The organism is Tissierella sp. P1 (assembly GCF_002266425.1).
Lineage (GTDB): Bacteria > Bacillota > Clostridia > Tissierellales > Tissierellaceae > Tissierella > Tissierella carlieri.
Window position 1 is genome coordinate 90,991 of the sequence record NZ_NPMN01000004.1, and the last position, 14,309, is coordinate 105,299.

A 14,309-nucleotide genomic window follows, 5' to 3' on the forward strand; every position below is an offset into this window, starting at 1 on the left:
CTGGGAAGTATCCTGACATTATTCCTATAAGGCTGAGACTGCCAAGGCAGCAAAGATTAACCATATTGGGATTATAGATATCTTTGTAGCTCCATATGCACCTATAGCCTGACCAAATTGTCCACTAAATTTATTTATAAGGAAGGATATCAAATAGGAAAATCCTACTCCAAAAACACCTCCCGTAAGGCCTATAAGTGCCGATTCAAATAAGAATAGTCTCTTTATATCCTTAAGGGAAGCACCTATTACCTTCATTACTCCAATTTCTTTAGTTCTTTCATATATGCTCATTACCATGGTATTTGTAATACCTATAGCTGCTACTAAAAGTGATACTGCACCGATACCGCCTAGTACAGCTTGGATTACTGCAGCTTGTTTTTTCATGGATTCTAGCTCATCGTTCAAACTATAGGCTTCATATCCCATTTCTTTGATTTGTTTTTGAACTTCCTGAACATTTTTCATATCGTTGACTTTAACATCTACTTTATTGTATCCAGTTTCTTTTTTTCTGCCTGGCTGAGGTTTTTGATTTTCAGCTTTTTCTTTTTCTTTTAGAAGTTTTTGAACTTCTGTAATAGGCATATAGATTCCATATCCTGTTTGCCAATCACCCTCAGTTAATACACCTGCAACCTTAATTTTATATTCTTTATAGCTTGGTTTCTTCTCACCAGGACTAGACCAACCATAATTTGGGTCTAAGGTAAGGGTCATTCTATCCTTCATAAGGTTTATTTTTGGTTCTCTCCAAACCCTTGACTTCGGTTCATAGAAACTATCTTTCATTCGCCCGCCAAATACTACTGTTAACTCATCATTTTTACTTAGGAGTCTGCCTTCTGCTACTTCGAATCCAAAGGCTTCCATAGAATCAGGATCTATTCCTCTAATAGGAGCATTGGATAGGTATCTCCCATTAATTATGGAACCATAGGCTTCTAGCATTGGACTTACAGCTGCAACATTAGGTATTAATTTAAATGAGGCTACAGCTTTGTCATCTAAGACTGCTTGCTTTTGTCCAGGCTGTTCTACCCAACTCTTTTGAACATTTATAGTAGTCAAGCTGCCCCATTGAGCTATTTGCTCCTCAAAGGATTTACTCATTCCAAAGCCAAGGCTAAGCATTACTATGATGGAGCTAGCTCCTATGATTACTCCAAGGACTGTAAGAAAGGTTCTTAGTTTTCTTCTCCACAGATTTTTTATTCCCATTCTAAATAAGTCTAAATTACTCATCTAGGGCCATTTCCTTTTCTTTTTTCTTTTTCTTGTAGAAAATAAAACCTCCTACTCCAGCTCCTATGATTATTAAACTAATCCATAGCCATTTAGATTTGAGAATTCCCTTGATCCCACCAGGTTTCATATCATCTGGAGTTGGCATTTCACCAGGGAATTCCTCCATTGGAGGCATTTCTGTTACATTTAGTGTAAATTCTTTTCTTAGTTCTTGTTTTTGACCTGTGGAGTCTTCGTAGGTAAATAGTACAGCACCTGTTAATTCACCAGGCTGAGATGGTATTACCATTCCTTCAAAAAATTCACTACTACCACTATCGAAATTACCAACATAATAGCTTCCGTTTTCAGTTTGGAAATCTCCTTCTAATTTAACCATCATATTGTATAGAGTAACTTTACCGGTATTATAGAACTCCAATGATACTGGAAGTGGCTGACCTACCATTGCATCAGGATAAAGCTGTAATTCTGCAGTTTCTAGTCTTGATTGTTGGACTACAGGAACTCCAATTAACTCAATATCTTTTAATTCAGTACCTTCACTATCTTCATATTCAAAGTTTGCTGTTATAGTATGAGTCTTTGCAATGGCATCTGGTACAGTAAACATAGTAATAGTTTTTTCAACTCTACCTTTAGGTGGTATAGAGTCGATATAGAAAGTATTTGAGCTATCTACTGGTGTAAATGCAGAGTTACCAGCCTTTTCAGTATCCTTGGTAGCACCAGATTCTGCTGTTAAAAATATTTTTATGTTTTTTACAGCCTTGTTGCTAGAAGTATTATAGAAGGAAAGAGTCATCTCAAAATTTTCTCCAGCTTTAACAAGTTGTGGCTCGAAACTATATTTATCTATGATTAACTTTGGTTTGCCCTTAGTAGAATCTCCAGTTTCTGGTGCTACTACAAATACACCTACGAATTGTTCAACTGTATCTTCTTTTCCTAAATCATCTACATATTTTACTGTGATTTTAATAGGGTAGTTTTTAGTTTCAGAGGCTTTTGTAGTTAAAAATTTAAAATTAACTTTTTCTGTAGCACCCTTAGCTAAGGAATTAAGTTTTATAGTGCTTACTGTTTTAGGTACTACTCCACTTTGGTCTTCACTGCTAGCTGTGATGACCACATTCTTTGCATCTGCTTGCCCTTGATTTCTTATATCAAAACTTATATCTACTTCTTTATTTTGGCCAATGGAGCCTGTAGGGGAAACTAAGTTCTCTATTATTAGATTAGAAGATTGACCTTTATTTCCAGCAACAGTTATAAAGAAGTTACTTTTATCTTGTATAGCTTGATTTTTTACATCTTTATAGGATAAGTCTAATTTTAGCTCATAACTTCCGCCTGCTAATGTTTTTGAAGACTTCAATTCAAAATATATATAGGTTTTCTTACCAGCTTCTAGAGATTGAACTGTCTTATAGTTTACACCGTTTGCTAATGTAAATCCTTCATTGGTTAGACCTTCTAGAGTTACTCTTAGATCCTTTGCAATGGCACTGCCTATATTTCCTATCTCAAAGCCTACGGCAATAGTTTCCCCTGCATTAACAGTAGAAGAAGGCATGATATCTACTCTATTGACTACTAATTGTGGTGAAGTCTTATCTTGTGCCACTCTGATGTTGATATTTTCTGTTAATGTGAATTTCTGTGGTGGTACATATCCTTCTTCTCCAGGCCACCCATATTCTTCACTATAATAAGTTATATTTAGTGGTAATGAATAATTTTTACCATCAGCTGATTCATCTACTTTTACTCTAAAAGATAAGGTTCCTGTACTGCCATCCCTAAGATTTCTGATACTATCATGTGAAGAGCCATCGATATAGACTACTCCAGTGGATTCACCACTTAAGCTTCCAGAAATATTAGTTGCATAACCATTTCCAGTATTTGTAAGTTTCACTGATACAGAGACAGTTTCTCCTGCCTTTGCAGTATAGGTATTTGAATTACTGATTACTAAATTAGGATTTCCTTCACCATAGGCAAATCCTATATTTGGTACTTGAAGTATAACTAATAATACTGCTAAAAAAATACTTAAAACTCTTTTCATCTAATTTACTGCCCCCTTTATTATGTTTTCATTTTCTGTAATCTTTTCTATATGTCCATCCCTTAGATATACTACCCTATGTGCATAATCAGCGATCTCTACGTCGTGAGTTACTATAATTAGGGTTTGTTTAAATTCGTAAGCCATTCCAGTGATTAGATTCATAATCTCAAGTGTAGTTCTTGTATCTAGATTTCCTGTAGGCTCATCAGCAAATACTATTTGTGGCTTACCTACAAATGCTCTTGCAATACTTACCCTTTGCTGCTGTCCACCACTCATCTCGGAAGGTTTATGGTGAAGTCTCTTTTCTAGTCCTACATCAATTAACATTTGTTTTGCCATTTTCTCTCTATTAGCTTTTGGTATGCCTTGGAAAGTAAGACCTAGACTTACATTTTCTAAAGCTGAAAGAGTAGGGATTAGATTATAGGATTGAAATACAAAGCCCACATATTTCTGACGAAATTTAGTTACATCTCTTTCATTCATCTTGTGTATTGGATATTTACCTATGGTGATTTCACCCTTTGTGGGTTTTTCCAAACCTGCCATCATGTTCAATAATGTAGACTTACCAGATCCAGATGTGCCAAGTAAACATATAAATTCTTCTTTTTTAATGGACAGAGATACATTATCAAGGGCAATAATTTTTTCATCTCCCATTCTATATACCTTTCTTAAATTGCTTAATACAATTAGATCCTCCAAAAATTAGTTCACCCCCATGTAATTATTGCTAATTCCATTTTACCATAATATAGTTTATTAAATAGTTACAATATTATTAAAGTTTATATATCTATCTTACAGTTTTGTAAGAAGCGGTGAAGGCGCATATATGGCTAAAGTTGACTTTTAGGAGTCTATATTTTTGTTAAATTAAAGGATTTTTATTTTTTATGTCGAATATTTATATACCATAAGAAGATAAAAGAGGGTGAGGGTATGAAACTTATAGAATTAAGGGAATTTTGTAAAGAAAATATTTTAGATGAAAAGATATTTATAGTTCCAACAAGAACCATAGGAATGCAAATCGTAAATAAGATGGCTAGAGATGGCTATCCTTCTATAAATCTTAGGACAGTGACCCTAAAGGGTTTAGCTTTTGAGATGTGTGAAGAATATATTGCAAATAACAATAAATTGATAATTGACGATATTCTAGGAAACAATTTGATCATAGGCATACTTAAGGATTTATCTAAGTTAGATTCGGACAGTTTTTTCTTCAGACCAAATCTAATAGATTCAAAAACTGCTGAAGAAGTATATAAGGTAATAATGGAGTTAAAATACAGTGGATTAGAACATTTTCCAGAAGTAAAGAATCTAGACAAAATATATATGGAATACAAAGCCAGACTAAAGAAATTAAATGCTGTAGACTACTGTGACATAATTATTGAAGCATCAAATTCATCAAATATAAATCTATATCGGGAAAAGAAAATAGCTATAGCATCTAATATTGAATTTAATAATGCAGAAGAAATACTATTTAAGAAATTCAAAAATTGTACAAGGATTAAAATGCCTGTTAAATCAGTTGAAGGCCGTCCAAAGAATTATTATTATAAAGAGAATTCAGGGAAGACAGAATTTGAAAATAAAAATATTAAGTTTTATGAAGGCTATGGAACAAAGGAAGAAATAGGGATTATTTTAGAGGACATCAAGAGAAAAATAATCCCGCTTGATGAAGTGGTTATAGCATATACCAATAGTAAATATGTCAATTTAATTAATATTGAATTGGACATACATGGAATACCTGGAAACTTTGGCGGAGGTTTAGATATTGAATCCAGCAGTGTTTATAGATTTATAAATACTATTTTTACATGGGCTGTAAATTATTATAATGTGAAGGAAATAAAACCTATTTTTATCAATGATGACATTAAAATAGATAAATTTTCTGCTCCTGAAATGTATGAGGAACTAGTAGAATGTAAGATTGTATCCTTAAAGAAAAACTATGATAGAGTATTAAAATTACAAGATGATACTAATATAGCCATAGAAAGAGATAAGAATTTAAATAAATTTCAAGCAGAGAAAAGAATTTGGCTAAGAGAATTTTTTAGGGGGATATTTGAAGCTATACCAAGAGATGATTATATTAGATTTGATCAATGTATTCCAAAGTTTATGAGTTTAATAACAAGGTATGTAAAGAATGTAAAAAAATATGATGGAGCTGCGAAACAAGCAGTCTTAGAAATTCTGGATAAAATTGGAGATATTAATATGGAAGTTAGTAGGCATGAGTATTTTGATATAGTTCTATCCTATATTAAACAAAGTAAGATACTTAGATCCCAACCTCAGCCGGGAAGTATATTTATTACAAGTTTTAAAAACGCAGGATATACTGGAAGAAAGAATCTTTATTTAATAGGGTTAGATAGTACTAGTTTATCCAATAAGGCAGTAGAATCACCTATTCTGCTTGATATGATCAGAACTAAAATATCTGACAAGATTTCCTTTGCAAATGATAATTATGAATATAAAAAATATAAGGTAAGAGAATTATTAACGGCTGATTTTGAGAACATATCCATAGGTTATTCAAACTTCGATACGGTCAACATAAAAGTACAATCGCCATCTCAAATATATAATGAGTTAAAGGATATAATGGGAGAAAGAAAACAGGAAAAATATGAGGAAAAGAAAAGAGTAATTCAAGGGAGAGATATGGTTAAATCTGCAACCTCACTGGAGACCTTGGCTGAATGCCCTAGGAAATTTTATCTTAAAAATATAATGGGCTTAAGTGCTAAAGAAGATGCAGATATCAGAGTTGATAGATGGCTTGATGGAAAAACAAAGGGCATCATAGTACATGAAGTATTAGATAGTTATTTTAATTTAAATGAAGAAGAACAGACTAAAGAGAAAATAGTGGAATTAGTGGAGAAACAGTGTATTGAATCAGCAAGGGATAATGTCTGTCTGCTTCAAGAGGTATATCTAAGAGAAAAACAAAATTTAATAAATGCATGTGGAAATATAATAGATATTGCAGATAATGATAGTGAATGGACAGTACTGGTAAATGAATTATCCTTTGGAGATAAAAGGGGGAAGAATAATAAAATATTTGGTGTACTTCCTAAACAGAGGATAGATATTATGGGATTAGAATTAGATATATCAGGATCTATAGACAGGGTGGATATAAATAATATAGATAAGAATGTATTCAGAATTGTGGATTATAAAACAGGAAGTATGGATAACTTTGAAAAAAGATTAAGGTTTTCCACAGGTAGAGGTAAAAATAAAGACTACGATTATTCAAAAACACAAAAACTTCAGTATTATATTTATAAAAAAACATTAGAGAAAATATTAGAATCTAAAAAAGATATATTCTTAAGACCAGAAGTATACAAATTTACTTATATATTTGAAGGTCATGAAAAGAATGGGATTGTTGATTTAGATTTCAGTGAAGAATTTATAAATGTAATAGAAAATAGAATAAAGACTTTATTAGATATGGATATATTAGAGGAACAATCTCAAGTAATATTTGATTCAGAGGGTATATGCAGATATTGCGATTATAGTCCTATATGTATGGTGGACAAGAGGTTAACTAAAGTAGAAGAGGAGGGAGGATATGGTAAATAAAGAGGGACTGATAAGAGAAGAAATGAAAAAAAGAGAAGAAATAATAAACATCTTTGATAAAAATTATCTTTTAGAAGCGGGAGCCGGTGCAGGAAAGACTACCATAATTGTGCAACGGATTATCAATCATATTATTACATCAGAAATAAATCCTGCTAATTTAGTAGCAATTACATTTACTAAAGCAGCGGCAACTGAATTAGCAGAAAGGATTCAATTAAAGGCTCTGGAATATCTTAAAGGAGAAACTAATCCAGAAATAATTCAAAGGCTCAAAGCCGTAGATAAGATATTTATCGGAACTATACACTCCTTTTGTGAGTTAATTTTAAGAGAAATGCCCTTTGATGCTGACATCACTCCGGATTACCAAATAATAGAAGATGCTGAAGAGTTTCATAATGAAATATGGTATAGGTTTTTAAGGGATAGAGAAGAAGAATATAAAAAGATTATAGATTTACTGTCAAAGGTAAATATTGATTATAAAGAATTGAGAAGTAAGGCAATTTTAGCTCTTGAAAATCCAGACATTAGATTTAGTGGCTATGAAGATGATGATTATAAATTTGAGGAAATCGAAAAGGAATTTGAAGATATAAAGAAGGATTATGAGTATTTAAATATAGAGCCTTTTAAGAATAATTCTAATCTAGCGAAATTGTTTCGCTTCATATTAGAAGAAAAACAAAGTCTAATAAATTATCTAGATAGTATTCTAAAGGAATATGGTAAGGAAGAGTTTGATATAGAAGTGATATTTGAAAAAGTCATTGCTAAAAAGTATTGGAACTTAGATAATGCCTATGAATATAAGAATCTAATCGAAGGAATTTATGGTATATATTATAAACTAAATGCTATGGTATATAATTATTGCACAGAGTTTATCAATATGGCTGTAGATTATAAAAAAGAAAGATATCAAGGGAAACTTACCTTCAATGAGTTATTATATAGGGCTTCTAAATTAATTAGGGAATCTTCAACAGCTAGAAAACATTTTAAAAATAAATATAAGTATTTCTATATAGATGAGTTTCAAGATACAGATCCTATGCAGGCTGAATTAGTACTTCACTTAACTGATAAGGAAACGGAGTATAATGGTGTAAAGCGGTGGCAGGATTGTAAGCCCGTGGCAGGTTCTCTATTTGTAGTAGGTGATCCCAAACAGTCTATATATAGATTTAGAAGAGCAGATATTACAATATATAATCAAGTAAAAGAAATAATATCAAATAATGGAGAGGTAATACACTTAGATATTAATTTTAGGTCATCTGATGATATATGTAACTGGGTGGAATCTACATTTAGGAATAAAGATAATATTAGCTTCGGATTTGACGAATATTCTACTGATGTGCAGGCTGGATTCACAGGTATATTGAGCTTATGGAATAACGAGAATTTAGAAGAACGAACAGTAAGAGGAATTTATAAATACAATTATCCAGAAAAGGAAGATCAAGAATATGTAGCTAATATTGTAGGAGATATCTTAAGGAATTACTATATTACTGAAAAAGTTAGAAAAAGAAAAGAAGAAATAATAGATGGGGAGAAGGATTATTATAATATCAATAGAAAAGTAAAAGAAGGAGATATAATGATCCTCACAAAGACCAATGAGGAAACTGGATTTTATCTTAAATCATTGAAGGATAGAGGGATATCTGCTGTATTGGCAGGAGAGAAAAACCTTGGAGACACTAGAGAGGTTCTGAATCTATTTATTTTGATAGATTCCTTAGTTGATTATAGAGATAACATAAAAATAGTATCAGCTCTGAGAAATTCCTTTTATTTAGATTTAGAAACTATAGAATTGTTTATGGAGAATAATAAAAATTTATCACAATTTATTTTCTTAAAAAATAAGATTGATGAAATTAAACACCTGAGCGTTAAAAAGGCATTTACCCATATGAATGAAATTGTTGATTTATCAAGAGGACTTAGCCCAATAGCCTTTATTGAAAAAGTTGTAGAAAGTCAGATTGGTGTTTATGATATTCATAGACAATATGAGAGGTTGGAAAGAAGAGATGCAGATTCTGCTCTTAGGCAAACTATAGAAATTTTAAAGTCGAAAAACTGTGGCAGTATATATGAAATAAGAGAAGAATTAAAAAATTTAATAAGAGCTAAGGTAAATTATGAATTGCCTATAAGTAAAGAAGAAGCAGAAAATGCTGTAAGAATAATGAATATTCATAAATCAAAGGGGTTGGAAGCTAATATAGTTATACTAGTTGGTGCACACAAAAAAAGAACTGTTTCTTCTAGTACTCACTATGTTCAAAAGGATGAGAATAATAGAAGTATTGGATTCATAGTTTATGCAGGAAGTCATAATATCCTTGGACCAAAGGAAATGGAAAGAAAAGAGAAAGAAAAACTCTTTATGGAAGCAGAAGTTGATAGGATTTTATATGTAGCAGCTACTAGGGGAAAATCAGTATTGATTATAGCTGATGCTATTGATGAGAGAAGTTTCTTATATCCTCTATCTAAAAATATAAATAAGGAAATAAAGCTAGAAAATGAAATAGAAACTAAAATAAAAGATTTAATGATATCTGAAGAAAAGAAAAGAGAATTAGATATCACTAAGGATTCAAGAGTAATAAAAGAGATATCTAATCCTAGCTATTTAAAAGTTACTCCATCCCAGTTTGAATTAGCGGGAGATGATGTTAGAGAATCTGGCTACGAGAGGAGAAGAAAAATATATATAAGCCCTAGACTTAGAAATACTAGAATATTAAAACCGAAAGTTATGGGGCCTAGGGGGAAGATATATGGCAGTATTATACATAGAGCCATAGAAATTCTAATTAATAAAAGTAATAAATTAAATAATGTTAGTGAAGATATTATTGATTATGCTTTAGATATATCAATTAATGAAGGTATGGACAATTTAGAAATTAATAAAACAAATATTGGATTATTCTATTCTATTGCTAATAATAGAGTTGAAGAAATACTTAATATTGCAATTGAAAAAGGAAACAAAGGGGCTAGGGGTATAATTAAAAGAAGGATTTACAAATATGCCAGAAAAGTATTAAATAATTTTATAAACAATGAAGATATCTTAGAACTTTTTAGAAATGCAAAGAAAGTATTTCCTGAATTATCCTTCACCATAGCAATAGATGAGAAGAACGAAGCTGCTTTAAATAGGATATTAAGCTTTTTATTTAAAGATGAGACTAAACTTGCAGAGAAAGGTAATAAAACCATACTTATTAATGGAACAATGGATTTGGTAATTCAGTCTGAGAATGATAACTGGACAATCATTGATTATAAGACAGATATTTGCTTTAGTAAAGACATGGATAGAAAGCTGAGGAGAGACTATACTTCACAATTAGAGGGTTATAAAATATTATTTGAAGAGATCATGAGAGATAAAAATATAAAAGTAGATAATTTATTGTTTTATTCAACATTTAATGATAGAGTAATTGATATATATGGTAAGGTATTGATTTAATAAGAGTATAGATTCAATATCTTGTTACTATATTATCAATATGATATAATAAATCCAAATACATAAGCAATGGAGGGGACATTATGGAAAAGGCAATGATTAGACTTAGAATGAGTACTCAAGATGCTCATTATGGTGGGAATTTAGTAGACGGTGCTAGAATGTTGGCGTTATTTGGAGATGTAGCTACAGAATTACTTATTAGACATGACGGGGATGAAGGACTATTTGTAGCTTATGACAAGGTAGAGTTTACAGCTCCAGTATATGCAGGAGATTATATCGAGGCAGTAGGAGAAATTGTAAAGGTAGGGAATACTTCTAGAAAAATGGTATTTGAGGCTAGAAAGGTTATAATACCTAGACCAGATATTAGTCCATCAGCTTGTGATGTACTAGAAGAACCGGTAGTAGTTTGTAGAGCAGAGGGAACTTGCGTAGTTCCAAAGGATAAGATAAGGAAGTAATGCACAGTTCACAATTCACAATTGAAAAGATTAAAATCCAAATGTTTTATTCAGTGTGACAATTATCTTATCACTAGATAAACAAAATAGGCGAAGAATCTGAGAATTTAATTGTGCATCGTGCATTGTGAATTGTTAATTGAATAATAGGGGGGCGTTTATATGGAAAAATTAATTATCACTGCTGCTATTTGCGGTGCAGAAGTAACTAAGGAGCACAATCCAGCTGTTCCTTATACTGTAGAGGAAATTGGTAGAGAAGCAGAAGCAGCATATAAGGCTGGAGCAAGTATAATTCACCTTCATGTTAGAGAAGATGATGGTACTCCAACTCAAGATAAATCTAGATTTAAAGCTTGTATGGATGAAATCTATAAGAGATGTCCTGATGTTATTATCCAACCTTCTACAGGTGGAGCAGTTGGTATGACTGATGAAGAAAGACTTCAACCAACAGAGCTAGGGCCAGAAATGGCAACTTTAGATTGTGGTACTTGTAACTTTGGCGGGGATGAAGTATTTGTAAATACTGAAAATACTATTAAAAACTTTGGCAGACTTATGATTGAAAGAGGAGTTAAGCCAGAGGTAGAAGTATTTGATAAAGGTATGGTTGACTATGCAATCAAATATGCTAAGCAAGGCTTCATAAAAGAGCCAATGCACTTTGATTTTGTATTAGGCGTGCAAATGGCTGCAACTGTTAGAGACTTATCATTTATGGTAGATAGTATTCCAGCAGGATCTACTTGGACTGTAGCAGGAATAGGTAGACATGAATTCCCATTAGCAGCAGTTGCCATTACTATGGGTGGACATGTTAGAGTAGGTTTTGAAGATAATGTATATATAGAAAAGGGAGTATTAGCTAAGTCAAATGGTGAATTAGTTGAAAAGGTTGTAAGAATAGCTAAAGAACTAGGTAGAGAAATAGCTACTCCAGATGAAGCAAGAGAAATATTAGGATTAAAGAAGAGATAGATAATTGAGTAAGTATCAAAATTAGTGGCCGTTTTAGTTAATCAATATGCTAAGGGTTAAGGCTGTACTGATTTTGATACTTATTTTTATTTAATTAATATTGAAAGATAAATATCTTCTATGATATTATTAGGGCAAGGCAATCGATATGCAGGGTGTGATACCATCTCATTTCATAAAAGAAAGGAGGTGGTGTGATATGAGTACATTTCAAGCAATCTCTTTAATGATTTCGTTTGGTATGCTTATTATATCACTAATCTCCTTAGTAGTTATTCTAATAAAGGATAATGTTAAAGGAAAAAAATAATCACCCTGCACCGCCATACAGAGTGATTAGGCTTTAAAATCACTATGAGTGGCAATCACATCTTGTGATGTCGATTGCCTTATTTTATTTATATTATACCAAAACATAGATTAAAATAAACAGTGAAAGATCATATATTATGGCAATTTTTAAATTAGGCAGGTGATAGTATTGAAAAGCATTTTAATAATAGAAGATGACATAGCTTTAAATAAGGGGATTGCTCTATCATTAAAACATGAAGATTATAATTTTTATCAAGGATATAATTTAAGTGAGGGCAGAAAGATATTTTTGGAAAATGACATAGATTTAATTATTCTAGATCTAAATTTACCTGATGGAGATGGAATGGAATTTTGCAAAGAGATTCGCAGAATAAGTGAAGTCCCTATAGTAATGCTAACTGCTAAAGATATGGAGGTCGATATAGTTACAGGATTTGAACTTGGAGCTGATGACTATATTACTAAACCTTTTAGTCTTATGGTTTTAAGAGCTAGAGTTTTAGCACTTTTAAGGCGCTCATCGCAAAAAGTTGTAAATAAATTTGAAATAGATGACTATTCTTTTAATTTTGACGATATGGTTTTTCTGAAGGGTAATAGGGAAATTATTTTGAGTAAAACAGAATATAAGTTGCTAAATATACTAATACAGAATATTGGAAAGGTAGTGTCTAGAGATATATTGATTGATAAAATCTGGTCTGACGGTGCTGAATATGTAGATGAAAATGCTCTTTCTGTTAGTATAAATAGGCTGAGAAATAAATTAGATGCTCATGAATATATTAAAACCATATATGGAGTAGGTTATACTTGGGGGATTAATTCATGAAGATTTTTTTAACTGTGATCATTGTAGTTTTAATAATACATATTCTATATATAAGAAAAAATATGGAACTTATAACTATTAGAATTAATGAAATGTTAGACTTGGCTATAAAGGGGAATTTTACTGAAAAAAGCTTTGACGAATCAGAGTTATCCAAAATAGAATCAAAATTTTATAGATACCTATTGGATTCTCAAGCAACGGAAAAAAACTTATTTAACCAAAAGAAAAATATAGAAGTTTTGATTTCTGACATTTCACATCAATCTAAAACACCAATATCAAATATCATGCTTTATTCACAACTTTTAAAGGAAAATCAATCTATAGAATATGTTGATGAAATCGTCTTTCAAGCAAATAAATTAAGTTTTCTAATTCAAAATTTAATAAAGGCATCTAGATTAGAAACGGGAATAATAAAATTAAATTCTAGTTTGAATAGTGTTAATGATTTAATTAAAAATATCATTAATTCTAGTTTGAAAAATGCGGAGAAAAAGAATATTTATATAGATTTTATAGAAGAGGATGAGCACTTTGCTTCTTTGACTTTAAGTGGACGGAGGAAGCTATATATAATATTGTGGATAATGGGATTAAATATGGATTAGAGGACAGAAATATCCATATAAGAATTATAGAATATACTATTTTTCTTAGAGTTGATATTTTAAATGAGGGAATAGAAATTAAGGAAGAAGAAATCAACAAGATATTCCAAAGATTTTATAGAGGTGAAAATGTAAGAGATAAAGAAGGGTTAGGTATAGGGTTATACTTATCGAGAGAAATAATAGAAGGACAAGGTGGATATATTCAAGTGGAATCTTCCTCTAAACAAACTAGATTTTCTATATTTTTACCAAAGGATAAAAAATAAATATAATTCTTTCATAACTGTTAGAATCTAGAAAGGATTTTGAAAGAGTAGTTTGCTATAGTCTATATTATAAGTTATAGACTATTTTTATGACCTAACTTAGCGAACGATAGTGAGCTTTAGTAGGTCAAACGCAACGAACGCCAAATTCATGCGAATGACAATGAGCAAATGAATTTGTGCGGTGAGACTGCGGAAAATGACCTAACTTAGCGAACGATAGGTCCTAGCGGACACCACTGAATTATGCTACGGGGTAGATAAAGGTTGTGAGCTTTAGTAGGTCAAATGCAACATTCGTTTCGCTGTCCGTTTTGTCTGCGACTCCCGAGTACTCA

At 31.4% G+C, this 14,309-nt stretch carries 11 protein-coding genes; 8 read left to right on the forward strand and 3 right to left on the reverse strand.

Annotation, left to right across the window (positions count from 1 at the left end; genetic code table 11):
• Nucleotides 1-24: 24 nt before the first annotated feature.
• The 3 genes from CIW83_RS04030 to CIW83_RS04040 are packed head-to-tail and all read right to left on the reverse strand — an operon-like array spanning nucleotide 25 to nucleotide 4,039.
• Entirely contained in the window at nucleotides 25-1,248 is a 1,224-nt protein-coding gene (locus CIW83_RS04030) for an ABC transporter permease (RefSeq protein ID WP_094899588.1), read from the reverse strand.
• Nucleotides 1,241-3,325, reverse strand: a complete 2,085-nt coding sequence (locus tag CIW83_RS04035; protein WP_094899589.1) for a COG1361 S-layer family protein — start codon at nucleotides 3,323-3,325, stop codon at nucleotides 1,241-1,243. The genes CIW83_RS04030 and CIW83_RS04035 overlap by 8 nt, the downstream gene beginning before the upstream one ends.
• A complete protein-coding gene (locus tag CIW83_RS04040) occupies nucleotides 3,326-4,039 on the reverse strand; it encodes an ABC transporter ATP-binding protein (RefSeq protein WP_235601217.1) in 714 nt (237 codons plus the stop codon).
• Nucleotides 4,040-4,276: 237 nt separating this feature from the next.
• Between CIW83_RS04040 and CIW83_RS04045 the strand changes: the two genes are divergently transcribed.
• The 8 genes from CIW83_RS04045 (at nucleotide 4,277) to CIW83_RS04080 (ending at nucleotide 13,971) form a co-directional block, all read left to right on the forward strand.
• Nucleotides 4,277-6,979 (forward strand): PD-(D/E)XK nuclease family protein, encoded by a 2,703-nt coding sequence (locus tag CIW83_RS04045; RefSeq protein ID WP_094899590.1) that lies wholly within the window; start codon nucleotides 4,277-4,279, stop codon nucleotides 6,977-6,979.
• Complete coding sequence (locus CIW83_RS04050) at nucleotides 6,969-10,490, forward strand: exodeoxyribonuclease V subunit beta (protein ID WP_094899591.1); 3,522 nt, start codon at nucleotides 6,969-6,971, stop codon at nucleotides 10,488-10,490. The genes CIW83_RS04045 and CIW83_RS04050 overlap by 11 nt, the downstream gene beginning before the upstream one ends.
• A gap of 83 nt (nucleotides 10,491-10,573) precedes the next feature.
• A complete protein-coding gene (locus tag CIW83_RS04055; RefSeq protein ID WP_094899592.1) occupies nucleotides 10,574-10,957 on the forward strand; it encodes a hotdog domain-containing protein in 384 nt (127 codons plus the stop codon).
• Nucleotides 10,958-11,119: 162 nt separating this feature from the next.
• A complete protein-coding gene (locus CIW83_RS04060; RefSeq protein ID WP_094899593.1) occupies nucleotides 11,120-11,938 on the forward strand; it encodes a 3-keto-5-aminohexanoate cleavage protein in 819 nt (272 codons plus the stop codon).
• Between the two features lie 199 nt (nucleotides 11,939-12,137).
• Nucleotides 12,138-12,248, forward strand: a complete 111-nt coding sequence (locus CIW83_RS04065; protein ID WP_201259668.1) for a putative holin-like toxin — start codon at nucleotides 12,138-12,140, stop codon at nucleotides 12,246-12,248.
• Nucleotides 12,249-12,419: 171 nt separating this feature from the next.
• Complete coding sequence (locus CIW83_RS04070) at nucleotides 12,420-13,088, forward strand: response regulator transcription factor (protein ID WP_094899595.1); 669 nt, start codon at nucleotides 12,420-12,422, stop codon at nucleotides 13,086-13,088.
• On the forward strand, nucleotides 13,085-13,702 hold the full coding sequence (locus tag CIW83_RS04075) for a sensor histidine kinase KdpD (protein ID WP_094899596.1): 618 nt from the start codon (nucleotides 13,085-13,087) through the stop codon (nucleotides 13,700-13,702). The genes CIW83_RS04070 and CIW83_RS04075 overlap by 4 nt, the downstream gene beginning before the upstream one ends.
• Nucleotides 13,675-13,971: a sensor histidine kinase KdpD gene (locus CIW83_RS04080; protein ID WP_158220007.1), complete on the forward strand. Its 297-nt coding sequence runs from the start codon at nucleotides 13,675-13,677 to the stop codon at nucleotides 13,969-13,971. The genes CIW83_RS04075 and CIW83_RS04080 overlap by 28 nt, the downstream gene beginning before the upstream one ends.
• Nucleotides 13,972-14,309: the final 338 nt, after the last annotated feature.